This is a genomic window from Lentilactobacillus parafarraginis DSM 18390 = JCM 14109 (assembly GCF_001435895.1).
Lineage (GTDB): Bacteria > Bacillota > Bacilli > Lactobacillales > Lactobacillaceae > Lentilactobacillus > Lentilactobacillus parafarraginis.
The window spans coordinates 43,966-67,855 of sequence record NZ_AZFZ01000002.1 but is presented as its reverse complement, the minus strand read 5'-3'; the positions used below and the strand labels follow the sequence as shown (position 1 = coordinate 67,855).

Below are 23,890 nucleotides of genomic sequence, written 5' to 3'. Positions count from 1 at the left end.
ACTAATTAGTTTGATTCAGCGGATTACGGTAACAGCTTCACCAAGAGAGTACCAGCGGGTGAGAAGGTATTGGAACTGTTATTTGGAAAGGTTGATCAATGCGTTCACTTTTCGAGGTGAAATGGGTGCACCCATTATCGTGCGGTGTATCGGGATCTTGATCCCCGTACATGCTAAGGAGCGGGTCGTAAGAGTCGTTCAAATTAAGGTGGTACCGCGTTAAGCAACGTCCTTTGGTTTTATAACCAGGGGGCGTTTTTTAGTTGGAAAAATAAATTAAGGAGTGGTCATGATGAGAGAGTTAGAATTGCAAAAATTAGTTCGACGGGTTAACGGCGTCTTCGCGTTATGTGGCCATTCAGTCGTGTAATCAGATTAACAAAAAAATTAACATTTCAATGAAGTTTAACAATCAATCACGTAAGGAGTGCATTAATATGACATATCAATTTTCTACTCGTGTACCAGCCAGTGACGAAGATCCAGTCGGCAACATTTTGAAGGTTGCCGGCAGTCCAGACATTATTTCTTTTGCCGGAGGCCTCCCCGCGCCGGAATTATTTCCGGTTGACGCTCTCAAGAAGGTCACAAATGAAGTTTATGATGAAAGTGGCCGACAGGCTTTACAATATAGTGCTGCGATTGGCGACCCCGCATTACGGACTCAAATCGTGAAGCGGATGGCCAAACAGGGCGTCAACACCGCAATCGATAATGTGATGATTTCGACTGGTTCCCAGCAGTCGATTGACTTAACCGCAAAAATGTTTATTAATCCCGGTGATACGGTGATTGTTGAAAAACCAACCTATTTGTGTGCGTTGGACGTCTTCCGTAGTTACGGGGCCCACATCGTTGGGGTGGAGATGGACGAAGACGGAATGAAGATGGATGACCTGAAAAAGGCGGTTGCGGAAAATCCCAACACTAAGTTTATTTACACCATTCCAAATTTCCAGAATCCAACCGGTCGGACCATGTCAGCTGAGCGCCGGCGCCGAATGATTCAGATCGCCGATCAATACGACATTATGATTCTAGAAGATGACCCATACGGGGCCATTCGATTTGCTGGTGATGATATTGCACCAATTAAATTTTATGATGATCAGAATCGGGTCATCTATCTCAGTACTTTTTCGAAGATTTTGGCACCCGGTTTGCGTTTAGGGTGGATCGTTGCCGAAACGTCATTGATGAAGAAGTTTACTTTAATGAAGCAGTCTGCCGACGTGCACTCGGATAATCTAACGCAACACATTGTGGCAAAGTTCATGGCCGAGTACGATATTGAAGATCACATTAATAAGATCAAGCGGGTTTATCGGAAACGGGAGAATGTCATGATGGCGGCAATTGAAGCCGATTTTCCGAAGGGGGTCAACTATAGCCATCCCGAGGGTGGACTCTTTATCTGGGTTGAAGTACCTGGTAATATTGATACCCAAGAACTCTTTAATACCTGCATTAAGCATAACGTCGCCTTCGTTCCTGGTGAACCGTTCTATCCTGATGCGGTTACTCCGGGAACGTTCAGGTTAAACTTCTCAAACATGTCTGAGGAACAGATCAAGACGGGGATCAAACGACTGGGATCCGCCATTAAAGAAACCATTTCGGAATCAGTTTCCGAGGTGAGTGGGAACTAGTTTTCGATTTTGGCGGGATAATCTGCTTGAGACTTTAAATTTCTTAATAACATCGGGTCCGGACACTTTCTGGGCCCGATGTTGATGCTTTTAAGGCTTTGCGTAACGAAGAGTGCCTGATGACTGAATGGTTAATAGATAAAAGTTAATTAACGATGGCGAGGAGATAAAAATGAATCATCAAATACATGCATACTGGCAGCGGTTTGTGACCACCCATCGTCTGGAAAATGCCCACTATGATGCCTGGGCATTTGGTGACGACGCTGAAACGGCTAATCAGCTCGCTGAATTGGTTGTAAAGGGAATTAAGACCGCAACAACGTCTGCTCTGGAGGATTACGAATCTAACGAACCACTGCCAAAGGCTGGTGATTATAATATGATCCTATGGGCTGATGGGACTCCGGCCTGTATCACCCAAACCAAGGTGGTTGAAATCGTTCCTTATAAGTGGGTTTCCGCGGAGCACGCGTTTCACGAAGGTGAAGGGGACCGATCGTTAACCTATTGGCGCACGGTTCACGAAGCGTTTTTTAAAAATGAGTATCAGCGGCTCAAGCAGTCCTTCCCCCCCCCAATATCCCGTGTGTTTGTGAATTATTCGAGGTTGTCGATCGAGATGCGGGTATTACAAAATAAAAGCCTGATTAATGAAAAAATGATATTTTTTAGTAAAATTCCCCTTGTATCTTCTTGCCTAAATGGTTTATTATGATTAAATGCGCTTTTCAGTATTAATTTAATCAAAGGGGACTCATTAACCGTGGTAGAATCACAAACATCAATTCAAAAACAAAACGCGAAGCATCCGTTCTTCGTCATTGTTGTCATTTCCCTAATGACCTTTATGGGGGTCCTAACGGAAACGTCAATGAACGTGACCTTTCCAACGCTGATGAAGCAGTTCAACGTTTCGCTGACCACCGTTTAATGGGTGACGACGGGGTATTTGCTGACGGTGGCATTATTGATGCTCACGTCTGCCTATCTAAAGCGGCGCTTCACAAATAAGCAGTTGTTCATTGCCGCGGCCTGTCTCTTCATGTTAGGGGATATTCTTGGCGGAATGGCCACCACATACTGGGTCCTGCTGCTTGGCCGCCTGGTTCAGGCTGGGTGCGTGGGGCTAACCGGACCGTTAATGATTAACATTATTATGGACACCGTTCCAGCAACTAAGTTTGGAACCTATATGGGCATGGCCAACCTCATTATCCTGGTTGCTCCTGCGCTTGGGCCGACCTTTGGCGGAACGGTTGATTACTTTGCCAGTTGGCGGATGATTTTTTGGATCACCTTGCCGATCACCGCGTTATTATTGATTCTCGGGATTTTCACCATTAAACAATATTCGCCAACCCGCCATTACGTTTTCGATTGGTTACGGTTTGCGTTATTGGCGGTCTCACTCACCAGCTTGATTATGGGCTTGAATGTCATGGGAGATGCCCACGGCCTTTTAAATAGCCTTTGGTATTTTGCCTTCACCGTCATCACGTTTGGTTTGTTTATGTGGCGATCCAAATTCAGTAAGAAGGCGCTCTTCAACTTAGCTGTTTTTAAGCACCCATCATTTATTTATAGTTTTTTGCCATACATTTTATTGCAGGCTTCCAATATCGGGATTAACTTTGTGCTGCCAAATTACGTCCAAGTGGTTGATCATGCCAGTGCCTTCATTGGTGGACTGGTTTTGCTGCCAGGAAGTGTTTTAAACGGATTGGGTCAACCAATTTATGGCTGGATGTTGGATCGGTATGGCGGCAAACTGCCGTTATACTTGGGGAACACACTGTTCTTCATTACGGCATTGGGATTTACCATTTATGGTCGTCATCTATCGATTATTGGCATTATTTTACTCTACACCGTCTTTGCCATGGGCCGCTCGATGGCCTTTGGTAACTGTATGACTTACGGCCTTAAAGTTTTAAGCGGTGACGTTCGCAATGATGCCAACGCCGTATATAGTACTGGTCAACAGGTTGCCGGCTCTATCGGCACAACCGTGATGGCGGTGCTCATGAGTTCGATAACCGTTCCCCACTTTTCAAACGCGCAAAACGTGGCTGTCGGCAGTCAGATGGCGTTTGGGATTATCTTGTTTGTGGGAACCATCAATTTCTGGTTGTTTACGAAGTTATTTAAAGCGAAACCTTAAAGCCTGACTAGAAAGATTACCGGCTTGGTGAGCTCAAGGATGATGATCGCAAAAAACACCTGTGACAGCTCAATGTTGTCGCAGGTGTTTTATTTGATTAGTGGTTTAAATAGGCTATAAAAGGCGCGTTTTCGCTGTTAACGGTACTGCTTCATTGGTTTGACGAAGTGCCAACTGCGCTGATGATACGCTTGATCCCAGAATTCCCACTCGAGTTCACAGCTCTTTAAAAATTCTTCTTTAACGATATCCAGATGGTGCTGGTCGTAGTGTTCGGCTTCACGATCAATCAAGGCAAATAACTGCGGCAGGATACTGTCATCGTCATTTTCCATGTTGGCATAAAAATCAATCCATGGTTTGAAGACATTATCATCAGTGTTCTTACCCTGATTCACAAACCGGTTTGCGATTTCCAGATATGTCCATGGACATGGTGTCATGGCGGCAACGATATCAATTAGGTCGCCAGTTCGGGCAGCCCGGTACATATGTTCATTGTATAGGTAAGTGCCGGGAGCTTGGGCTTCGTGCTGCAAACTTTCATATTTCACCCCGGCAACGTTACAGAAATTGTGGTGGGGATGAATTTCGCTGTTCAAAATAAAGTCGATTTGTTTCGCAAAGATTGCCATGTCGGCCCGGGTTTCCGATTTTTGAATGGCAGCCGCGTAAACCTTGATGAACGCGTTCAAATAGTTATAGTCCTGACCCACGTAAAACGTCAATGCTTCTTTTGGTAAGTCTCCGTTGCCAATTCCTTGGACGAACGGATGTTGATAAATTTCATGTAAAATTGGTTGTCCCGCTGCGACTAATTCTTCGGAAAATTTCATGAATGGATACTCCTCAAAACAAAATTTTCAAACAGAACGCAACCGGACTTGGTACTCGTTGTTCTCATTTTTCCACTTCCCTACGTTGGTATTAACCAAATCAGGTTCAAAGGGATTGGCGAAACGCCATCTCAGCACAAGGCACCCCCAGTGATCTTATTTGAATACCCAAAGTTTACCATAATTTTTGGGAATTTCACGAATTTCTTCCATTATGGTATGGTTAATGTATGGTATAGTTAACGCAACAATTTTCTGAGGGGTGGGGGAATCTTGTTAAGGAGTGTCGTTGATTGAAATTTAATTTTAAGATTGCCCTAATTTGTTTTGTCCCATATATCCCGTTAATTGCTCTGTATTTGCTTGTTCATATATACATATCAAATGTGGTTGGCGCGTTACTAGTCGCTGTCGGAATCTTTTCGGTTTTGGAATTTTTTATTCACTATCGATACGGTAAAACATTCTTCAAGAAACATCCTGAGTTGGACCTCCATAACTTTGAATCGACAATCATGTCCAATTTTGTGGTCTTTGTGGGCATCATTGGGATTGTTGTTAGCGGCTATACCATGGGGGTCTCCAGCCACTTTCTTGGCGTCATTTGGCTTATACTATGCCATAGTTAATGGATTTAAATCTTACAGGAGACCAACCAATGACATTTAATTGGAAATACGCCCTCTTCAACAACGTACCGCTGATCATAACGCTCATCATCGATATTTTTATGGTGGCATTAAAAGTTGATCCAATCTGGTTAATGCTTGCCTTCATTCTTACCTGGATTGCGTGGTACGCATATGCTGGTAGGAAGGTGTATTTGTACCATCCAGAACTTAACTATCATCATTACCGCCGCGGATTTACTTCGATCTTAATCGCCACGGTTGCAACGATTGGGCTTTTTTTCTTACTTGTGGAGCTGCAACTGATTGGGAATATCCCAATTTTTATAACGTGGTTAACCATTTCAAATTTCTTGGTGGATGGATTTTCAAAGTTTAAAGGAGTTCAATAACTGCCAAAAAGATGGGCACCACTGATCTCAAATGAGATTGGCGGTGCCCATCTTTTTGGTGCGACATTAAATATGATTCTCGACCAAGGAGTTATTGTCGATTAAAACTATTCATTTAAAAATTCGGGTTTCTTGAACTCAGGATCAGGGTACTTGTAAAAGCCTTCGCCGGACTCCATTCCTAGTTTTCCCTGATCGAGTAATTCCTTGAGGCGATCGGCAATCGGTTGCAGTTCCGGGTGGTCCTTCAATTCCGCCGCGGTAATATTGTACGCGGTTCGAATACCAACCGCATCTAAAATTCCAAAGGGACCGAATGGCGAACCAGTTGCCGCAATCCAGGTTCGATCAATCATTTGCGGATCCGCAATTCCCTTTAGCCACAGTTGCTCAGCGGCATCAAGGAATGGAATTAATAGGGAGTTGAGAATGTAGCCGGGCTGTTCCTTCTTTAGTTGAATCGGAATCATGCCAATTTGGCGCGCATACGCAACAATTTCATCGTAGATTGCCGGATCAGTTTCCGGTGAGCCCATAATTTCAGCCGTGTTGTTTAACCAAACTTGGTTTGCAAAGTGCATATTCAAGAACTGCTTTGGCCGGCCAGTGTCTGCGGCAAACATACTTGGGACTAACGTTGATGAGTTACTGGTGAAGATAGCGGACTTTGGTGCCAGGGTGCCAATCTTTTTATAGAAATCACGCTTAATCTTAGGATTTTCCGGAATCGCTTCGATAACCAGATCAGCATCCTTAACAGCATCAGCTAAGTCGTCGGTGAAGCGCAGTCGTCCAATCCCCGCGTTAAATTCCTCGTCAGTTGCGTCAATATCAGTTCGGTAAGCATGGCGCAGCCCCTTGATTCGCTCAGCTGCCTTGTCCACGGCCTCCTGGTTAATATCATAAACGGTCACGTCGAAGCCCTTGAAGGCACTTTGAAACGCAATTTGACTTCCCAACACACCACTACCAGCAACGGTTACTTTTTTGATAGCCATGAGAAAATCCCCCTTGTTATAAATGAAAACGGTTACAACAATCATCAACTTAAATATAGCAGAAGCCTTGTGAAATGCAACCAAAATGCCTTGGGAATTATATGATGATTACTTCACAAACGTAAAATGATGGCGCCTATCAACCATTAATAAGCATGTTGATTAACATTGTCCGGATTAAGGGGAGACCTACTGACGTTTCCGGCGAATCGGGATGAGAATTAACAGTTGAATGCCAATCACGACGACGGCCAGGATTCCAACAACCGCTAAACTCGCCAGCTTTGCCGGTAAGGTTTGGACAACGCCGGCACCATCTACTTGCCTGAGCATGACAAAGATACCGAGACCGCCTAAAATTAGAATTTCAATGATCAAAGATACCCACCAACCGCGCATTTAAACCACGTCCCTTCGCTTATTACCATCAGAATATGGCATAGATGAATGCTTTGCAAACAGTTCGACTGAAATAATTCGCCGATTCTGAACCCGGTAGCTTGTATTTTTTGGCGGCCGTGTTATAGTGTAATAGTAACATATAACACTAGGGAGGCTTGAAAATGCAGTTCGACGATAAGGTGCCAATCTATTATCAAATTAAAGAATATATTTATCGGCAAATCATCACGGGTAAGCTGGCGCCGGGGGACAAAATGCCTTCCGTTCGCCAACTCGCCGTTGATTTGACGGTCAACGTCAATACAATTCAACGCGCTCTGAGTGAATTAACAGCCGAGAATTTAATCGAACCAAAACGTGGGAAGGGAAATTTTGTCACGGCAACTGATCAGCAGATTAGTGAGTTAAAGGAACAATTAATTAACGAACATTTGCAACAATTATATAAAAATTTACGGGAACTCAACGTGAGTGACGAAGAGATTTTGAATGACTTGGGCAGATACATCGATAAACAAAGGGATGATCAGAAATGACAAACGCGATTGAAATTTCGAATTTAAGTTATCGTAAGAATATGAGGGCGATTTTAGCAAGCATCAATTTGAGCATTGGTGCCGGGAAGATTGTTGGCCTGTTGGGCGAAAACGGTGCCGGCAAAACAACCTTAATGCGGCTAATCGCCGGCGTTGGTAAGGGATACTTCGGCCAGATTGCCATTGATGGAGAAACGGGCATTGCCGAAAAAAAGGCGGTGGTCAGTTTTAGTGAACCATTGACGGGTTTTCCACGGAACATGCGGATTGACCGGATCGTCAGTTTCTTCGAGGATGTTTATCCCGATTTTTCTGACAAGCGCTATAACGAATTGGCTGGCTTTCTCCAAATTGATGAAGGCCTTAAATTATCCCAACTATCAAAGGGGATGCGCGAAAAGCTCATTATCGGATTAACCCTATCACGGGACGCCAAAGTGTACCTGTTGGACGAGCCGTTCTCTGGAATTGATAGTATGTCCCGCAAAAAGATCATCAACAGCATGATTCGGTGGAAACCGGAAACCGCAACAATCTTGGTGAGCGACCACTACGTTTCCGAAATCGCCAGCATTCTTGACGAAGTGGTGATCATTAAGGATCAGACAGTCTTTGACCAGAAATCAACCGAAGAAATTCGGGAGAAGTTTGGACAAAGCATCGAAGATTACTATGAAAAAGCATATGAAGGGCGTGATAGCAATGACTAACTTTCTGTCGTTATTAAAGGTACTTAGTCGCAAACGAATTCGGATCATTAACCACATTCTCCTTGTGGACGTCGTGGCCATTATCCTCACAATTTTGTATATGGTTTACCGGGGTAACCTGAATACGGAAGATCCCTTGGGAATCACGGTTAGTTACTCATTTATCGTGTTATTTGTCGCCTTCATTCTGATTGCCAGAGATAATGAAACGGTGTTTGTGAGTGATTGTTACCGATTAATTCCAACCAGTGACACGAAACTGTATATGGCTAATATTCTGGCCGCCGTCATCAGCATGTTTTACCTGGGCGTGACCCAAGTGATTTTTTCAATGTTGGCGATGCTCACAAATCTCAATGAGGTTATTAAGAGTGTTCAACGATCATTTTCTTACATGGCTGCCCATTCCAGTTCGGAGTGGGGAAACACTGGCTTTTTGATTAATCTAACCATCGCCCTGATTGTCCTGACCTTTGCCTTGGCCGTCTTTTCATGGGCGTCGGTTAGCACCGTTCACCTCATTACAACGACGTTAACGTCATTCTTGCCTGATACCCGGTCCCGCCTTTTCAGACTCGTTCTCTACGTGGTTGTCGTTGGGCTTTTGATTTATATTATCAGCTACACCGTTCAGCCGCTGGCCAATATTTTCACTGGAATCGTCAGCAAAAATGATTATCTTCAGGTCTATGTTGGGGCAAGTGTCCTGTTGGTATTCGGAATTGTTGAGTCGGTGATTAACGTTTATCTGATGCGCAGTTGGGTTGAAACGGCCAACAATTAGAAGTTGCGAAGCCTTGGGAGGGCGTGCTAGACTTTAAGCAATCTATAGATCGAGAATCGGAAGGCCTTGAAGTGGAAAAATCTTGGACACAAACGAATATCTACCTGCACTTTTGCCTGTTTTTTGCGATGTGGATTGCCGCTCGGCTCTGCATTGCGTTAATCGAAAACCAAATTCCGATTGGTTTAACGACTGATTTGATGGAAGTGGCGTTCAAAACCGCAATCATGGTTGGCCTAGCAGTCATTTGGCTGAATCGAAATCAGCGGGGCCTCTGGTTGGAAAATCGAAAACTGTATCAATTTGAGTTTCCGGTTGTGTTTTGGCTGCTGCTGGCGTTATTTATTGGCTATCTTGGCATCGATATGTGGGTCAAGTTTCACGGATTTCACTTTCATTCAAATGTCATCAATAGCGGCCAGTTTTTCGGATCGACGATTTGTGCGGGCGTAACTGAAGAGCTGCTATTTCGCGGCTTCTTTATGAATTCCTTGCTCAAGCACCATTCGTTTTGGCCAGCCAACATCATTCAAGTGATTCTGTTTCAGCTGTCGCATGTCCCCCTCTATCTAATCGAAGGCCTTTCATTGATGGGATGGTTTTCCAATGTTCTGACGGTGGTGCCACTGGGATTGATATTTGGCTGGATTTTCTACCGGTCAAAGAGCCTGTGGCCAAGTACGATCCTCCACTGTGTGTGGGACGCGGGGATTCTGCTATTTCTAAGTTAGGGATAGCGTCATAATTGAATAAATGAATTTGATTCACTCAGGTGGCTGATTGGTTATTCTCAAAAAAGAATAATTGATCAGCCATTTTTTCATGGTTGCGATTGACAAAATAACGCCATCTGTGCATAATAGTAATCGTTACTATTAACGATTGACTTTAAAATTTGTATTTCACATGGTTATGACTAAAATGGGTGGCGAGTAGCCACCGTGCAAAGGAGAATTTGGATGCGAAAAAATATTGTTTTGGAATGCGTTGAAACTGGTGAGCGGATTTATCTGACAAGCAAAAACATTCGGAACAATCCAGACCCCCTCGAATTGACGAAGTATTCGCCCAAATTAAAACGGCGGGCAATTTTCAGAGAAACAAAGTAAAGGAGATATCAATTTGGCAAAGAAATCAAAGATTGTAAAGTATCAAAAACAACAGGCGTTGGTCGCAAAGTACGCCGATTTACGGCGGGAATTGAAGTTAAAGGGCGATTACGCGGCATTGGCAAAGCTACCGAAGGATTCCAATCCAATTCGGATGCGTCGCCGCGATCACATTGATGGTCGTCCACGGGGGTATATGCGCAAGTTCGATATGTCCCGGCTGAACTTTAGAAAGTACGCGCATGCAGGTCAGATTCCTGGCGTGCATAAGGCTAGTTGGTAGTCGAAGCGCTTCTCTTGAGAGGTAGCGGAGCATGGTACTATCGACGGTAAGTTATGACGTCGCTATCGTGGATTCAGAGAAAACAGGTGACAAATTATGGAAAAGCAGTATTTGGCAAGTGCTTATCGACGTTTGAAGAGCCCGAGTATCAAGACCCGCAAACGGGCTTTGAAGATTATTAAGGATTTCAAACGAACCCAAATTAAATAGTTTTACAGCTTATAAGATGAGCGATCCTTGTATTCAAGCGTTAGGGTCGCTCATTTTTTATGTCCCGATTGTTTTCGAAGGTTTACAAGGAGCGAAAAATCCGTTATGATAATAAAAAATACCCATGGGGGTATGCAGGAGGAAATCAACTTGCTATTTGCTAAATTTAAATCAATTTCAACGAATGAATTACAAAATGAACTGGCTAAGAAGCCTACAATTGTCGATGTTCGGGAAGATTTCGAATATCGTGCTGGGCATATTCCAACGGCCGTTAACCTACCGCTCTCAACGCTTGGAAATCAAGTCAGCCGAGTTAAGAAATCTCAGCCATGGTACCTCATTTGTCGTTCCGGTGCGCGCAGTAAACGGGCCGCAATGATGTTAAGCAAGGCTGGTTACGATGTTATCAATGTTAAGGGTGGAATGAATGCTTGGAACGGCCCGGTTCAGGGTTAGTGTTAGTAAGGGTTTATTATTATAAAGAACTATGAGCGACCTGAAAATAAGGAGGAGAAGTGGATGCGAATTGTGATTGTTGGTGGGGTTGCCGGCGGAATGTCGGCCGCAACCAGGTTAAGACGACTGTCTGAAGATACCGAAATCATTGTGTTGGATAAAGGGCCCTACGTTTCGTTTGCGAACTGTGCGCTGCCTTACTATTTGTCGGGAACGATTAAGGATCGTGATCAACTGGTTGTCGAATCCCCAGAACACCTCAAACAGCGGTTTCGGATTGACGTGCGGCCAAATACCCAAGTGACCGCAATTGATCCGGATAAGCATCAGCTGACGGCCGTTGCTGGTGGCGAGGAAGCAACAATTGATTATGATCGGCTGATTTTGGCTCCTGGGTCAACCGCGACGATTCCGGATATTAAGGGGCTCGAAACTGCTGACAACGTATTTACCCTCCGAAACATTCCGGATGTCGATCGGATTATGGCATCACTCAATCACGACGCGAAAACCACCGCGGTGGTTGGTGCTGGATCAGTTGGGATTGAAGCGGTTGAAAATCTCACGAAGCGGGGCATTGAGACTACTCTTATTGAAGCCGGCGATCACATTCTTCCCTTTATGGACGAAGAAATGGCCGCCCTCGTTTCACGTGAAACAACCCAACACGGTGTTACCTTGAAATTAAATACCCGCGTTGACGAAATCGCCAATCATCAATTAAAGCTGAGTGATGGGACGACGGTTGATGCGGATTTGGTGATTCTTGCCGTTGGGGTTCATCCAAATACGGATACCGCCCAGCAGGCAGGCATTAAGACCGGCCAACGGGGCGGGATTGTTGTAGATGACCAGTATCGCACTTCGGCACCTGATATTTACGCAGTGGGGGATGCTATTTTGGTGAAACAATTAATCACCGGAAAATTGACATCCATTCCGCTGGCATCACCCGCTAATCGCCAGGGACGCCAAGTCGCCGACGTCATCATGGGACTGAATCGCCGCAATCGAGGCGGTATCGGCACCGCAATTGTTCGGTCGTTTGATATGGCGGCCGCTTCAACGGGGCTGAACCGCCGCCAGCTTGACGAAGCTGGTATTGCCTACCAGACAATCCACATTACTGGCCAAAGCCACGCGGCCTATTATCCTGGGGGAACACCACTATCCTTGAAAGTGATGTTCGACGCCAAAACCGGTCAGCTCTACGGTGCTCAAGCGGTCGGCAAGGCAAGTGCGGATAAGCGAATTGACGTTCTCTCAGTCGCAATTAAGGCAAAGATGAGCATTTCCGATTTACCCGAACTTGAGTTGAGTTACGCGCCACCATTTGGTTCAGCTAAAGATCCCGTCAACATGGCGGGATACGCAGGTGAGAATCTCTTGGAGGGACTTTCGGATAATATCCAATTCGATCAGGTTGATGACGCCGTTAGAAATGGGGCTTATCTGATTGATGTGAGATCGCCAAAAGAACTCCAGCGGGATGGTCGTTTACCAGACGCAGTTAATATCCCTCTGGACTCACTGCGGGATCATCTCGATGGGTTGCCAAAAAACAGACCGTTGATTGTGAGTTGTCGGAGTGGTCAACGGAGCTATATTGCCGAACGGATTTTGAAGAATGACGGTTTTGACGTGAAGAATTTGGACGGGGCATTTTTGACATATAGCGCCGCCTATCCGGAACGGATTCAACATTAGGGGGAATGATCATGGCGTGTGATCCAAAAATTGCGAATCGCTTAAAGCGGGCGGAAGGCCAGATTCGCGGGATTTTAAAGATGATGGATGATGACAAATCGTGTCAGGAAATTATGCCACAGCTGATGGCCGTTCGATCCAGCGTTGATAAGGTGATGGGACTGGTAGTCGCTGAAAACTTGAAGCGCTGTTTGGATGAAAGTGGGACGGCTTCTGATGAGAAAATTGATGAAGCTTTAAAGATGATTACGAAACTTTAGATTACGAATAATGACGATTTTAAAGAGGAAACTCTGTGATGTGCCAGTGCACTGGCGCCTAACAGGGGATCCTCTTTTTATGAATTATCGAATTAACCGTTCATTTAACAGGGCTAGCCCATTCATCCCAACGCCGGCCAACAGCACCCACGGAATGTAAAAACTGATCTGATAACGGGCCTGCACTTCGACGGCCATGAAAATTAAGGTGAATCCAACTAGCATTGAAGCGCACAATAGGATCCCGTTTTGGCGTCGTTGCTGCAGCTGGGATGCTTTTTCAGGGATGAGCTGGATCGAAAGGCCAATTAATACGAGAAAGAGGATGTTCAGCTGAACCGCCGTTGAGATGGTGGTGACTGATGGCACTAAACTCTTTGCGATTAAGGAACGACTGCTGATGGGCTGGTTTGTGTTCATATCCAGTAGAACGATTCCGTAATTAGGATCCATTAGTTCTTCATTTTTAGTGGTGATGACTTGTGAAGTCTGATGATGGGCGATTAAGCTGTGCCGATTGGTTAATAATTTCCGTGATAGAATTTGATCAAACTCGGCAAACCTTTGCTGGTCGGTTAACTTGTGATTGTGGTTGGGCTTTTCCAGCTGGCTGATAAGCTGTGGCGAGTACATCCCGTGGGTTTTAGGATCCGTGCCAACCGCGAGCGTATATTTCAGGCCAATCGATGAATTTGCAATGGGCACCTGGTAAATTGATCGATCAATGGTGGTGCTAACCTGATTCAAACCAAAGAAAAGCCCAAAAATCAATAGAATCGCCAGCCGGGGCTTCCAGAAATATTGGCGAGTGTGGGTTTGACTTGGCGTTAGTCCACCGGTGAATTCCGGGATGATGGGCACTTTGAACATCCCCAGGATAACCACTGCGATGACGATAATTAACGTAAGTGGGCGCAATTCTTTGGCCACAAATAAGCAGATGACGGCCAAAATGAGCACGCCCCAAAACCGCAGACTTGTCCATTGCCAATCGTTGGTGAGAATTCGGATAATAAAGTACAGTCCCAGCAATTGAAACAAAAGCCAGACCGGTTCCACACCAATGAGGGAGCTGTAAAGGTACCAATTTGGCATGAGTAAAAAAATGATTGCTGAAAAGAAGCCAACCGTTCTGGTAAAAAACCGTTGCGCCAGACTGACGATGAGCATCGCACATAAAATGACACAGATAATATTAAAACCTTCCGTTATCAAAGGCGTGGTGGTCGTTAATTTAAAAAGGAAGCCGTCAAAGGTTGCAATATGGAGCACGTGCGGTGAAATACTATCCAAATCAAGAATGCCGACATGATTCATCCACTGCCAGGAATCACCCGATGCCCAGGATGTTGCCAAGACATTGTACGAATACATGTCCGAGACCGGGTGAATCGGTAGTCGGATCGCCAGGATCACTTTTGGAATGGAAATAAGGATGCTAAAAAGAAGGAACCAACCACCATAGTGGCGCGCGAAGAATCGACTCAGGGCCCAAATTACCAGCATGCATCCAGACGCAAGAAAGGTCGTTAGGATGAGCGCGTTTTGATCTGGGAAATCGGTGATGAGGCGATTGTGAAGATAACCAGTTATGGTGCCAGTTAGCTGCCAAATAATGGCTAGAATGGCGATGATGGTAACGACTATGTAACTGACGGTGATGATGGGGGATTGCTTGAAACGCAATTGGGGGACCAGCTTTCTTAGCTTTGGGAGTTATTTGGGCGTTGTTCACTTTGCATTGCGTGGGCCGTCTTTGCCCAAGTCGTTTGATTGGTCATCAAGTGTATGAGGGCGATGTAGGCAACCGGCACCAGCTGCCAAATATATATCAAATTACCGACGGTCATGAGGCCAGCCTGTTTGACGCTAAACAGGCACTTTGTATGATGAAGTGAGTGATCAGTCATGGCAATCATTGCCGCCGTGATGAACGTGCTGATCAAAAAAATCGTGGTGCCGATGAGGATAGATGAGGCCGGCCAAATAAATAGGTGGGCGATCAAAACGCCAAATGAGATGATTGAGCTGATTGAAAAGATGATTGATAGAAATGGGAGCCCCATGAAAATCAGAATCTCAGTTTTGAGTTTAGATGGGATCCGTTTGGAAAAGAAGAGGGTCTTCCCATATTTAAACAAACACTGCATACCGCCCTGGCACCACCGGACGCGCTGCTTTACGAGTGGCCGGTAAGTGAGAACCCCTTCCTGGGGCATGAACGTGTCCGCTAAAAAACCGCCGCGGTAACCCTTGAGAAGGCCGTTAATGCTGAACTCCAAGTCGTCGAGCAAGGCGTTGTGCCATTTGACGTCGGCAGCCATCTGAAGCGTCATAAACTGGCCGTTTCCGGAGGCAATCGCGCTGCCCCATTCCGTTCGAATGACCTGCTGCAGTAAGTTGGGATAGTCAAATTCGAACGCCTGCATGAGGGTGAGAAAGTTGGTGACGTTGTTAATGGCGATGGCGGTTTGGATTAAATCATAGTTTGAGTGAATGAAGGCCTGACAGATTCGCTCCATGACTTGGCGGGTTGGCTTAGCATCGCTATCAATGACGCCGACAATGGTGTTTTTTGGATGATGCGACTGACTTTCAATCCACCGCAGGCCGGCATTGAGAGCCAGCCCCTTTCCTTGACGCGCATTGGGAAGTTCACGGGTAATCACGTGAATGAAGGGGTCGCCGGAAAATTGTTTCAACTTTTCCCCGGTACCATCGTCTGACCCGTCGTTAATGATGACGAGTGAAGTGGTAATTGGGAGATGGTGGACAACGCGGTGCATTAAGTTAATGGTATTAACAATCTGGCCAGCCTCATTTAACGCCGGGATCAAAATATACATATGGTTGAAGTGGCGCTGAATATTTGGTTTGTATGCCGCTTGATAATTTTTTCTTCGGAAAATTGCGAATACGTTCCAAATGCCAAATCCGCTGGTACTGACTAGGGAGATCAGAAGAAATCCCCAGATGACTAGTAAGCTCGCCAAAAATAATCACTCCGATCGATCATTCGTTTAATGTGAAGGGCGCATCGCAAACATGTGCCGATATAAGACTAACATAGAATAACTTAATAGCAAAACAGTTAACTAAACTTGAAAAATAGTTAACTGTATATTACGGATGGGGTCATATTTGAGCTGAACGGCTCCTATAAATTGGTGATGATTGGGTGATCGATTTCATGAACGTTAAAAAAGCGACCAATCCCAAGTTGGGAACGATCGCTTAGCTGCAGGAAATCCATGAGTCAAAAGTTGATGGATTCTCAGGATTAATTCAATTCAAACGTCAAAATTTCTGGATTGTGATCGGAGTTTTGGAACCCGAGTGACTTCACCCGCACGTGTTTAATAGCAATGTTGTCCGACACTAGAAACCCATCGATCAGTGACGTATAAGTTTTTCCGGGATGATAGGGGGTGCCGTTTGCCCGCACTGACGGGATTCGAGCTGTTGCTAAGCCTTCTTTGGCCATCCGGAAGCCGGTAGGTAATTGATTGACTGGAAAGGGATGGGTCCAGTTCATTCGTTTATGTGTCGTGTGAAACACTTCGGGGCTGTTTCCCAAAATGTCGTGGTTATAGTCGCCCGCAACCATGACGTAGTTACCGGCCTGACGTTCCGTGGCCATCTTTGAGAATAACTTTTTCAACTGGGCCTTTCGAACCTTTGCATTCTTGGTGAACGCTGATAAATGCAGGTTGATCACGGTGAGGTTTTTACCCCCCGCCACTGGCAGGTGAGTCACTGAAATGGCGCGATCAAGGTCCATGAATTTGTTAAAATCCGTGTCGATTGGCAATGAATAGCGGGTGCTATTGTTGATTTTGCTCTTGGCAAAGGTCACTAATCCGGACTTGGCTTTGCCGATTGGCCGGTTAAACGGGTAGAACAAGTAGGCCGAATCGTAATTTTGGGCGTAAACGTTGGAATAATCGTTGAACTGCTTACGCAGCCATTGAACTTCGTTGACGTGATATGAGCGGTCCCCATCAGTATCAACCTCTTGGAATAATGCGATGGTCGGGTCCTCTTCTTTAACCGCCTTCGAAATTCCAGCAAGATCATTAACTACGCTGATTTTACTGAAAGCCCGGGAATACTTACCGCCGTCCATGAAAAACGAGTAGTTTTCTGGGTAGGCGGCATAGCCAATGTTAAAGGTCATCGCTTTGTAGGGGGTGTTGGTTTTCAACACCTGTGAGGCGTGGTTTTGAACGGTTAGCTTTAGATTGTCCGGTTGGCGGTGGTAACTGAGATACAGGTAGGCGATGTAGCCGCCAGCAATAATTGCCAACCCAGAGATTAGTGACAGGATGAATTTAAAAAATGTCTTCATGGAAAGATCAGTCCTCGTTATGAGATTTTTGCCAAGCCATTTCAATGGCCATTTCACCGGTGACGTTGTCTAAAACTCGGTCAGTTTCGCGAAACCCCTCGTCAAGATAGAACTGGTGAGCGATTGGATTCTTTTCGTACACTGAAAGGGTGAGTTCGGGATACGTGCGTTTGGCTGCACCTAACAGCTGGCGCCCGATTCCTTGGTGCCGGAAGGGCTTATTGACAAATAAGCCGGCAATATACTGACCATCCAACCCGAGGAATCCCTTAATCTCACCGCAATCTTCAAAAATAAATAGTTCGGCATCGGCAATGGCTTTTTGGACTTCCGGGGAGTAATTACGCCAATACTCCGGATCAATGAACCAGTGGGCGTCAAGATTCGCTTCGAGCCAAATGTTGGTAATGGTGCGCAATTGATTCCCGGAAATGCCGGTGGTGTGAATGATCATGGTGAGGCTCCTTTAAGTACGGTGAACAAAGCATTGATTAACCTAAGTTTAAGTGGTGTGGGCAGCAAAGACAAGCCGGAAAATTAGAGTGGCGATGAAAAAATTCTGCAGTCAGAGTGGGTCCAGGCACTCTTGGTTCATCATAAACAAAAATCGGCCGATTATCCGTCTGGGGAAGGTCGGCCGATGTATTGAAGGGTACCGGCAGTCGGTAGCCATTTAACTAATTGCAAAAGAAAGTTTGCGTTATCCTCAATGGCGAGACACTAAAGATAGCAACTTGGTTTGTGATTTTAATATTCTGGTTTCCACTTTGCAGCCCTAATTGCGTCAACCACCGATTCAATTGGCTGTTGATTTAATTTCTGATCAACCGCGCTCTTTGCCACAGCTTCGGCAACGGTTTCCGAGAAGTCATATAACTTTGTGACTGGCGGTAGAACTGCGGCACCAGGTTTAGCGGCATCAACGATCCCGCCAAGGGAGTGGGCAGCAGCTGAAATCATCTTATCGTTTAACACCTTGGCAGTGCTGGCAATCGCGCCCAAACCGAGACCGGGATAAATTAAGGCGTTGTTGGCCTGGCCAATTTCGTAAGTTGTGCCATTATAGTCAACGTTATTAGATGGCACGCCAGTTGCAATCAGCGCTTTACCGTTCGTCCATTTAATGAGGTCGGCGGCGTGGGCTTCGATCAGTTTGGTTGGATTGGAGATTGGGAAGATAATTGGCCGTTCCGTGTGGGCAGCCATTTCCTTGACGACCGCTTCACTGAACGCCCCGGCTTGCGTCGAGGTTCCCACCATGATGGTTGGGTGAACTGCTTTTACGACGCTGAGCAGGTCAGTCAGGTCTTCAGCGTTCGCAAACTCGGTTCGCGAACGCGCAAATGGTTTCTGTTCTGGGGTGAGATTGGGGGTATCGTCAAATAACAGGCCCTGCTTGTCGACCATGTAGAAGTGTTCGCGAGCTTCTTTTGGTGATAACCCCGCGTTCACCATTTCTTCAAAGATTCGTTGGGTGATTCCGGCACCGGCCGTTCCGGCGCCAAAGCACAGGTAGCGCTGGTCAGTTAATTTCTGCTTGGAAATGTTGAGCGCTCCCAAGATTCCGGCAAGGACGATAATGCCGGTTCCCTGAATGTCATCGTTGAAAACTAAGTTGTTGGATTTATAACGGTTGAGAATTGCCGCGGCGTTGTTTCGACCAAAGTCTTCAAAATGCAGATAAACGTGCGGAAAGAGGTTCTCAACGGCTTTGACAAATTGATTCACAAATTGGTAGTATTGGCTGCCCTGAATTCGGGGATGCTGATTACCAAGGTACATGGGATCGTGTAACAATTCCTGATTATTGGTGCCAACGTCTAAAACGACCGGCAATACTTGGCTGGGATCAATTCCGGCAGCGGCAGTGTAGACCATCAGTTTTCCAACGGCAATGTCGACGCCCTGGGTTCCCCAGTCGCCAATCCCCAAAATTCCTTCACCATCGGTCACAACAACCAAACGGATGTTGCGATCACCGGCAGCATTTTTCAGGCTGGCCTGAATGGCGTCCGGGTCATCGATTGAAAGAAAGGCGGCGTTTTGTGGCTGCACATAAAGCTTACTGTAGTTTTCAACGGTTGTCGCAATCGTCGGGTCATACACGATTGGCATGAATTCAGCCACGTGCTGACTGAATACCTGGTAAAAAAGAACCCGGTTTTCGTTGAAGATTTGCATGAGAAATAAGCGCTTTTCCAGCATTCCGGATTTTGACTGGTACTGGGCATAGACCTGTTCAGCCTGCTCGGACAGTGACTGAACCTTTGGTGGCAGCATGCCCACCAATCCTAGAGACTGACGCTCGGCCGTGGTGAATGCCGTGCCCTTGTTCTTAAACGGATCGTTTAAAATTTCGTTTGGTGACATATTAAGACTCCCTTTGTAATTGTTACCGTTAGTGTATTCCAGAAATTTTAGTATAGTCAAACACTTGGCATTCGATTATGATTAATAATAGTAGATTTACACAATCCATTACTATCGGGAGACTTTTAATGAATATTAAAGACATTCAATATTATATTTTGTTATCGGAAACCAAAAACTTTTCCGACGTTGCCAAATACTACCATGTCAGTCAACCCACTATTTCGGCTGCTTTGAAACGGTTAGAAAATGAATTTGGCACCCAGCTGGTGGTTCGCGGGAATCCCCACCAAGCGATTGCCCTGACCCGAACGGGTGAACAGCTGTTAGCTCACGCGCGCGAAATTGCTGACCATTATCAACTGGCTAAAATCGATATTCAAAACAGCCAGAATCATCAATTGGTGGTGGGGATGCCGCCAATTATCGAAACCAACTATTTTCCGCGAATTGCTGAGGAACTCCCTGCCAACGTGTTGATGGCGATTCACACGGTTGAAGAGGGTTCAATTGCGGCCTTGAAGGATTTGAAAAGTGGCCAACTGGACCTCTCATTTTTAGGCTATATTGAAGAAATTACCGATCCGACCATTGACGTTTACCAGATTGATCAGCAGCCGTTTACGATTCTGGTGCCGACGGCCAGTGAGCTGGCTAAGTGGACCAGCGTGTCATTTCAAGAGTTGAAGAGTTATCCTTTTGTGTTATTCAAAGACAGTTTCGTTCATGATCGGGTCTTTTCTCAACTCGCTTCGGCCAGCCATGTGCGGCCAAAGGTGGTCTTTCGAACCAACGCGGCACAAAGCATTCTGAATATGGTGGCCCATGGCGTCGGACTAGGCTTTCTTACCAGCGCAATTGAGGTTTCCGATCCCCGGGTGACCCGGATTCGATTGGCGGACACCGATTTGCCGGCTTTCAAAATCGGCCTGGCATTCCGGCGCCACACGGTATTTGGTGAGCATCTGGAACCAATTGTGAATCAGCTGCGAGAGATTATTCAACGCGACCATAAGCCGGGGCGGATTGGAAATCAATCGAGTCATGGTAGAACCTAATTCGGTAATTAAAAGAGGGTCCCACGCAGTTGCATGGGCCCCTAAAAGGATGATTATTTTTTATTAATTGAACGGTTTGTAATGTGTCGCCACAGGATCACGGCGACGGACCAGGTAAGGGCGAACAAAACCACCAGTAGAATTCCCAGCACCTGAAAATTAAGGGCGGCGCACCACCGGACCAGGTCGGAATTAAAATTGAGTTGGCGACCAAAGGCTTGGATGAACTCCACGCCACCAACGAAGAACGCGGTGATTACGGATAATCCGGTCAACACGATGTTATAGTAAATCTTTTGAAATGGTGACGAGAAGAGCCAACCGTATGCGGTGCTCATGAACAGCCCGTCACAGGTGTCCATGAAGCACATCCCGGCGGTGAACAGTAACGGAAACGCCAAAACGGCAACCCAAGGCACCCCGTTACTGGTGGCGACCGCTGAAGTTGCCAGGACCGAAATTTGGGTGGCCGTGTCGAACCCAAGGCCGAATAAAAACCCGACGATCAGGGTTTGCCAACTGTGGTCGATGAAGTGAAGGGCCCAGTGGAAAACCCGCAGCGTTCGCGAACTCATTTGGTCTGCCGGGGCGCTTTCTTTGCCATGGCGCAGCTGACGAAATTCCCGCCCGGTCTGAATCAGAATGATGAGGTTGAACGTCCCCAGTAGAATCAGGACCGTTCCGGAAACGATCGGGCCAAACGTGGCGCCAATTTGTTGGAGATGCGGAAGTCGCTGTTTTGACCAGCCCACGAAAAAGATGGTGACCGTTGCCATTAAAATCACCACTAATGAGTGGCCAAGCGAAAAGAAGAAGCCGACACCGTGGGTATTTTTGCCGTCATTAATCAGTTTGCGGGTAATGTTATCAATTGTGGTGATGTGATCAATGTCGAAGGCGTGCTGTAAACCAAACGTGAATGACAGAAAAGCCATCGCGAGCAGAGAAGGATAGCGGTTTAGGTAGAGAATCACCAGTAACCAGCCAATCGCAAACAAAGCGAAAATGTAACTGCCATATTGAAAACCATCACGAAGCAGCGTTCGGTGGTTGGCTGTCAGTTTCTCCATTGGCGGATCCTTCCTTCTGGTTAGTTAATTTGGGACTGTAGTTTGGTTAGTTGATCGATGAATCGTTGCTCGTGGTCATCGGCCAAATAGCCCTTGCGCGTGGCGATTGAAATGTTGAAGCGTTCCGGGAGCGGGTTTTCGAGGGTGGTTTGCGATAATTGATCATTTTGGCTCACAGCATCCTTTACCAGTAAACCAATCCTGGCATTCTTCTCGACCAACCGTTTCATGGTCGCAATACTTTCGGTTTCGAAAACAATGTGTGGTTTGAACTGGGCCTGTTGGGAATAGACCTTCAAGACGTTGGCGTGAATAAATTTGCCGTTAAGGGTAATGAACCGTTCGTTTTGCAGGTCGGAAAAGGCAACTTGTTCCTGATTGGCCAGCCAATGGTCCTTTGAAGAAATTACCACGAATTCGCGACTCGTCAGCATGGTCGTTTGAATGGCGGTGTTTTGAATCGGCATTGGACTGCCCAATAACGCAATGTCGATTTTACCGCCCAGCAGGTCCAAAAGGAGTTGCTGGGAGCCATTTTCGTCGACTTCAAGATCATCCAGGAGATGCTCTTCAATAATTTGGTCAATCACCAATGGGAAATAGAGACTGCCGATGATCGGCGGCAGTCCAAATCGAATCTTCTTACTATTGTATTTACTGATTTCTAGGCCGGCCAATTCCGCGTCCCGTAACATGCTGGTTGCGTGGCGGTACAGAATTTCCCCCGCCGGCGTGATCTGAATCACACCCTTAGAGCGGTTCCGAAAGGCCAGTTTCGCGTTTAGAGAAGCCTCAAGGCGTTTAATTGCAAGGGTTACCGTGGGTTGTTCCACGTGAAAATGATTGGCGACGCCGGTGAACGTGCCGACCTGGTACAGGTAGCAAAAGTATTCCAAGTCTCGTAATTTCAATCGTGCCGCCTCCCTTATTTTGAATTGATTGATACGTTTTATTTTAGCTGATCAGCCGATGGGTGTCCAAACGAATCTGGTTCGTGCCGCCATTTGATCGAAACCGGTAGTGAATTGATATGCGGCAAGTTTTTAAATGCATGGCGATCAATGTAGATCACGGCTGGCTGCTTGACGTTACTGGGCTGCTCGACTTGGACGGCCATGGACACTTTCTGGTTGGCAACCCGTACTTCACAAGCATATTGACCGCTTGGCGGCAGCTGTTGCAATCGACTGGACGGATTAACAATGGAAAGGCCGTTGATTCGCGCGTGGATCAGTTTGCCGGTTGTTTCGTACTGGTGTCCCAACAGGCGATTTGCCTCGGCAATCTTTCCGATACTGATCAGATGCCGAATTCTGGTGGAACTGATCTTGGTCTTTTCACTGTCCAGCTCGTGAACGGTAATTGTCTGAACTTCATTTTCACTCAGAGCGGCCATCGACTCAATCGTTGTGGTACCCCCCTGGCCAAAAGTGTAGTCGAAGCCGGCAACTACAATCTTCGCGTTCAATCCCAGGACATATCGGTTAATAAACGTTTTGGGGGGCAGACTGGCAAAATGCTTGTTGAAATCAACCACATAGAGAATATCTGCCTGCAGTTTGGAAATGAGTTCGATCTTTTGCTTTAACGTGGTTAAATACCGAAAGCCTGATGATTCGGAATGGTTAAACACCCGGGATGCGNGCGTGCCGATTAAAGGTCATGACCTTTAATCGGCAGTTCGTCGGGCGGTTCGAATAACTTCCTGGTGGCCGCGGTGAACCCCATCAAAGAACCCAAGCGCTAACACGATTGGTTGTTTTGATACGATGGCTTGATTCTGATGTGTGTGGTTGTTCAAGTAGATGACTTGCATGTGGTTTATTTTCCCCCAAAAATAACATCAGACTAAGTATAACCAAAATAAGTGGGGGAGACAAAAGTTCATTTTGCCCCACCCACTTACTGGTTTACGA

25 protein-coding genes, 3 pseudogenes and 1 riboswitch are annotated in these 23,890 nt (G+C 46.1%); of the genes and pseudogenes, 16 read left to right on the top strand and 12 right to left on the bottom strand.

Annotated features, from left to right (window positions below):
* Positions 1–437: 437 nt before the first annotated feature.
* The 3 genes and pseudogenes from FD47_RS00955 (at position 438) to FD47_RS00945 (ending at position 3,813) form a co-directional block, all read left to right on the top strand.
* Positions 438–1,649 (top strand): aminotransferase-like domain-containing protein, encoded by a 1,212-nt coding sequence (locus FD47_RS00955; RefSeq protein ID WP_056979929.1) that lies wholly within the window; start codon positions 438–440, stop codon positions 1,647–1,649.
* A 172-nt stretch (positions 1,650–1,821) separates the two neighbouring features.
* Positions 1,822–2,291, top strand: a pseudogene (locus tag FD47_RS00950) (ASCH domain-containing protein).
* Positions 2,292–2,415: 124 nt separating this feature from the next.
* Positions 2,416–3,813 (top strand): annotated as a pseudogene (locus FD47_RS00945) (MFS transporter).
* Positions 3,814–3,950: 137 nt separating this feature from the next.
* Here FD47_RS00945 and tenA read toward each other — a convergent pair.
* Positions 3,951–4,649, bottom strand: coding sequence for a thiaminase II (gene tenA, locus FD47_RS00940; RefSeq protein WP_054732259.1), 699 nt, complete (start codon positions 4,647–4,649; stop codon positions 3,951–3,953).
* A 60-nt stretch (positions 4,650–4,709) separates the two neighbouring features.
* Positions 4,710–4,808: riboswitch (TPP riboswitch) on the bottom strand.
* A 134-nt stretch (positions 4,809–4,942) separates the two neighbouring features.
* On the opposite strand from tenA, the gene FD47_RS00935 reads away from it, so the two are divergent.
* Together FD47_RS00935 and FD47_RS00930 are read left to right on the top strand one after the other, a co-directional pair.
* Positions 4,943–5,278, top strand: a complete 336-nt coding sequence (locus FD47_RS00935; protein ID WP_225352677.1) for a hypothetical protein — start codon at positions 4,943–4,945, stop codon at positions 5,276–5,278.
* Between the two features lie 29 nt (positions 5,279–5,307).
* Positions 5,308–5,670: a hypothetical protein gene (locus FD47_RS00930; protein WP_054732256.1), complete on the top strand. Its 363-nt coding sequence runs from the start codon at positions 5,308–5,310 to the stop codon at positions 5,668–5,670.
* A 107-nt stretch (positions 5,671–5,777) separates the two neighbouring features.
* On the opposite strand, the gene FD47_RS00925 is transcribed toward FD47_RS00930, so the two are convergent.
* A complete protein-coding gene (locus FD47_RS00925) occupies positions 5,778–6,668 on the bottom strand; it encodes a 3-hydroxyacyl-CoA dehydrogenase (RefSeq protein ID WP_054732253.1) in 891 nt (296 codons plus the stop codon).
* A 189-nt stretch (positions 6,669–6,857) separates the two neighbouring features.
* Positions 6,858–7,067, bottom strand: a complete 210-nt coding sequence (locus FD47_RS00920) for a DUF3923 family protein (protein WP_008212185.1) — start codon at positions 7,065–7,067, stop codon at positions 6,858–6,860.
* A 164-nt stretch (positions 7,068–7,231) separates the two neighbouring features.
* Here FD47_RS00920 and FD47_RS00915 point away from each other — a divergent pair, with 164 nt between their 5' ends.
* From FD47_RS00915 to FD47_RS00875, 10 genes are all read left to right on the top strand, one after another.
* The gene (locus FD47_RS00915; RefSeq protein WP_054732250.1) at positions 7,232–7,606 is read left to right on the top strand and encodes a GntR family transcriptional regulator; all 375 of its coding nucleotides are present in this window, start codon (positions 7,232–7,234) and stop codon (positions 7,604–7,606) included.
* Complete coding sequence (locus FD47_RS00910; RefSeq protein ID WP_008212181.1) at positions 7,603–8,316, top strand: ABC transporter ATP-binding protein; 714 nt, start codon at positions 7,603–7,605, stop codon at positions 8,314–8,316. The genes FD47_RS00915 and FD47_RS00910 overlap by 4 nt, the downstream gene beginning before the upstream one ends.
* Entirely contained in the window at positions 8,309–9,100 is a 792-nt protein-coding gene (locus FD47_RS00905; protein ID WP_054732248.1) for a hypothetical protein, read from the top strand. Before FD47_RS00910 ends, FD47_RS00905 begins: the two co-directional genes overlap by 8 nt.
* Positions 9,101–9,171: 71 nt before the next feature.
* Positions 9,172–9,831, top strand: a complete 660-nt coding sequence (locus tag FD47_RS00900; RefSeq protein ID WP_225352676.1) for a CPBP family intramembrane glutamic endopeptidase — start codon at positions 9,172–9,174, stop codon at positions 9,829–9,831.
* Positions 9,832–10,059: 228 nt separating this feature from the next.
* Positions 10,060–10,209: a 50S ribosomal protein L33 gene (gene rpmG / locus FD47_RS00895; RefSeq protein ID WP_054732243.1), complete on the top strand. Its 150-nt coding sequence runs from the start codon at positions 10,060–10,062 to the stop codon at positions 10,207–10,209.
* A gap of 13 nt (positions 10,210–10,222) precedes the next feature.
* Positions 10,223–10,492 (top strand): 30S ribosomal protein S14, encoded by a 270-nt coding sequence (gene rpsN, locus FD47_RS00890; RefSeq protein ID WP_054732240.1) that lies wholly within the window; start codon positions 10,223–10,225, stop codon positions 10,490–10,492.
* A 96-nt stretch (positions 10,493–10,588) separates the two neighbouring features.
* Positions 10,589–10,702 carry a putative metal homeostasis protein gene (locus tag FD47_RS15315; protein ID WP_138467110.1) on the top strand — a complete coding sequence of 38 codons (114 nt, stop codon included), beginning with the start codon at positions 10,589–10,591 and terminating at the stop codon, positions 10,700–10,702.
* 150 nt (positions 10,703–10,852) lie between these two features.
* Complete coding sequence (locus FD47_RS00885; protein WP_054732237.1) at positions 10,853–11,161, top strand: rhodanese-like domain-containing protein; 309 nt, start codon at positions 10,853–10,855, stop codon at positions 11,159–11,161.
* 63 nt (positions 11,162–11,224) lie between these two features.
* Positions 11,225–12,868 (top strand): FAD-dependent oxidoreductase, encoded by a 1,644-nt coding sequence (locus FD47_RS00880; RefSeq protein ID WP_054732234.1) that lies wholly within the window; start codon positions 11,225–11,227, stop codon positions 12,866–12,868.
* 11 nt (positions 12,869–12,879) lie between these two features.
* The gene (locus tag FD47_RS00875) at positions 12,880–13,128 is read left to right on the top strand and encodes a metal-sensitive transcriptional regulator (protein ID WP_082402570.1); all 249 of its coding nucleotides are present in this window, start codon (positions 12,880–12,882) and stop codon (positions 13,126–13,128) included.
* An 84-nt stretch (positions 13,129–13,212) separates the two neighbouring features.
* Here the strand turns inward: FD47_RS00875 and FD47_RS00870 are convergent, their stop codons facing one another.
* The 5 genes from FD47_RS00870 to FD47_RS00850 all read right to left on the bottom strand — a co-directional run bounded on the left by FD47_RS00870 (position 13,213) and on the right by FD47_RS00850 (position 19,888).
* Positions 13,213–14,814 (bottom strand): glycosyltransferase family protein, encoded by a 1,602-nt coding sequence (locus tag FD47_RS00870; protein WP_056979928.1) that lies wholly within the window; start codon positions 14,812–14,814, stop codon positions 13,213–13,215.
* A 17-nt stretch (positions 14,815–14,831) separates the two neighbouring features.
* Positions 14,832–16,121 carry a glycosyltransferase family 2 protein gene (locus tag FD47_RS00865; protein ID WP_056979927.1) on the bottom strand — a complete coding sequence of 430 codons (1,290 nt, stop codon included), beginning with the start codon at positions 16,119–16,121 and terminating at the stop codon, positions 14,832–14,834.
* Positions 16,122–16,408: 287 nt separating this feature from the next.
* Positions 16,409–17,476, bottom strand: a complete 1,068-nt coding sequence (locus FD47_RS00860) for an exonuclease/endonuclease/phosphatase family protein (protein WP_054732224.1) — start codon at positions 17,474–17,476, stop codon at positions 16,409–16,411.
* A 7-nt stretch (positions 17,477–17,483) separates the two neighbouring features.
* Entirely contained in the window at positions 17,484–17,930 is a 447-nt protein-coding gene (locus FD47_RS00855) for a GNAT family N-acetyltransferase (RefSeq protein ID WP_056979926.1), read from the bottom strand.
* A 293-nt stretch (positions 17,931–18,223) separates the two neighbouring features.
* Positions 18,224–19,888, bottom strand: coding sequence for a malolactic enzyme (locus FD47_RS00850; protein ID WP_263854571.1), 1,665 nt, complete (start codon positions 19,886–19,888; stop codon positions 18,224–18,226).
* Positions 19,889–19,974: 86 nt separating this feature from the next.
* Between FD47_RS00850 and FD47_RS00845 the strand changes: the two genes are divergently transcribed.
* Positions 19,975–20,904 carry a LysR family transcriptional regulator gene (locus FD47_RS00845; RefSeq protein ID WP_054732222.1) on the top strand — a complete coding sequence of 310 codons (930 nt, stop codon included), beginning with the start codon at positions 19,975–19,977 and terminating at the stop codon, positions 20,902–20,904.
* 53 nt (positions 20,905–20,957) lie between these two features.
* On the opposite strand, the gene FD47_RS00840 is transcribed toward FD47_RS00845, so the two are convergent.
* The 4 genes and pseudogenes from FD47_RS00840 to FD47_RS15790 all read right to left on the bottom strand — a co-directional run bounded on the left by FD47_RS00840 (position 20,958) and on the right by FD47_RS15790 (position 23,790).
* Positions 20,958–21,974 (bottom strand): HoxN/HupN/NixA family nickel/cobalt transporter, encoded by a 1,017-nt coding sequence (locus FD47_RS00840; RefSeq protein WP_054732220.1) that lies wholly within the window; start codon positions 21,972–21,974, stop codon positions 20,958–20,960.
* Between the two features lie 20 nt (positions 21,975–21,994).
* Positions 21,995–22,885: a LysR substrate-binding domain-containing protein gene (locus FD47_RS00835; RefSeq protein WP_054732218.1), complete on the bottom strand. Its 891-nt coding sequence runs from the start codon at positions 22,883–22,885 to the stop codon at positions 21,995–21,997.
* A 38-nt stretch (positions 22,886–22,923) separates the two neighbouring features.
* Positions 22,924–23,617: pseudogene (locus tag FD47_RS00830) on the bottom strand (FAD synthetase family protein); the annotation flags it as partial.
* A gap of 26 nt (positions 23,618–23,643) precedes the next feature.
* Entirely contained in the window at positions 23,644–23,790 is a 147-nt protein-coding gene (locus tag FD47_RS15790) for a hypothetical protein (protein ID WP_235806039.1), read from the bottom strand.
* Between the last annotated feature and the right edge of the window lie 100 nt (positions 23,791–23,890).

What these genes read in the sequence shown, in the direction of transcription:
- FD47_RS00955 (WP_056979929.1), top strand. Translation starts at nt 438, where the DNA reads ATGACATATCAATTTTCTACTCGTGTACCAGCCAGTGACGAAGATCCA.
- tenA (WP_054732259.1), bottom strand. Translation starts at nt 4,649, where the DNA reads ATGAAATTTTCCGAAGAATTAGTCGCAGCGGGACAACCAATTTTACAT.
- FD47_RS00930 (WP_054732256.1), top strand. Translation starts at nt 5,308, where the DNA reads ATGACATTTAATTGGAAATACGCCCTCTTCAACAACGTACCGCTGATC.
- FD47_RS00925 (WP_054732253.1), bottom strand. Translation starts at nt 6,668, where the DNA reads ATGGCTATCAAAAAAGTAACCGTTGCTGGTAGTGGTGTGTTGGGAAGT.
- FD47_RS00920 (WP_008212185.1), bottom strand. Translation starts at nt 7,067, where the DNA reads ATGCGCGGTTGGTGGGTATCTTTGATCATTGAAATTCTAATTTTAGGC.
- FD47_RS00915 (WP_054732250.1), top strand. Translation starts at nt 7,232, where the DNA reads ATGCAGTTCGACGATAAGGTGCCAATCTATTATCAAATTAAAGAATAT.
- FD47_RS00910 (WP_008212181.1), top strand. Translation starts at nt 7,603, where the DNA reads ATGACAAACGCGATTGAAATTTCGAATTTAAGTTATCGTAAGAATATG.
- FD47_RS00905 (WP_054732248.1), top strand. Translation starts at nt 8,309, where the DNA reads ATGACTAACTTTCTGTCGTTATTAAAGGTACTTAGTCGCAAACGAATT.
- rpmG (WP_054732243.1), top strand. Translation starts at nt 10,060, where the DNA reads ATGCGAAAAAATATTGTTTTGGAATGCGTTGAAACTGGTGAGCGGATT.
- FD47_RS15315 (WP_138467110.1), top strand. Translation starts at nt 10,589, where the DNA reads ATGGAAAAGCAGTATTTGGCAAGTGCTTATCGACGTTTGAAGAGCCCG.
- FD47_RS00880 (WP_054732234.1), top strand. Translation starts at nt 11,225, where the DNA reads ATGCGAATTGTGATTGTTGGTGGGGTTGCCGGCGGAATGTCGGCCGCA.
- FD47_RS00875 (WP_082402570.1), top strand. Translation starts at nt 12,880, where the DNA reads ATGGCGTGTGATCCAAAAATTGCGAATCGCTTAAAGCGGGCGGAAGGC.
- FD47_RS00860 (WP_054732224.1), bottom strand. Translation starts at nt 17,476, where the DNA reads ATGAAGACATTTTTTAAATTCATCCTGTCACTAATCTCTGGGTTGGCA.
- FD47_RS00855 (WP_056979926.1), bottom strand. Translation starts at nt 17,930, where the DNA reads ATGATCATTCACACCACCGGCATTTCCGGGAATCAATTGCGCACCATT.
- FD47_RS00845 (WP_054732222.1), top strand. Translation starts at nt 19,975, where the DNA reads ATGAATATTAAAGACATTCAATATTATATTTTGTTATCGGAAACCAAA.
- FD47_RS00840 (WP_054732220.1), bottom strand. Translation starts at nt 21,974, where the DNA reads ATGGAGAAACTGACAGCCAACCACCGAACGCTGCTTCGTGATGGTTTT.
- FD47_RS15790 (WP_235806039.1), bottom strand. Translation starts at nt 23,790, where the DNA reads ATGCAAGTCATCTACTTGAACAACCACACACATCAGAATCAAGCCATC.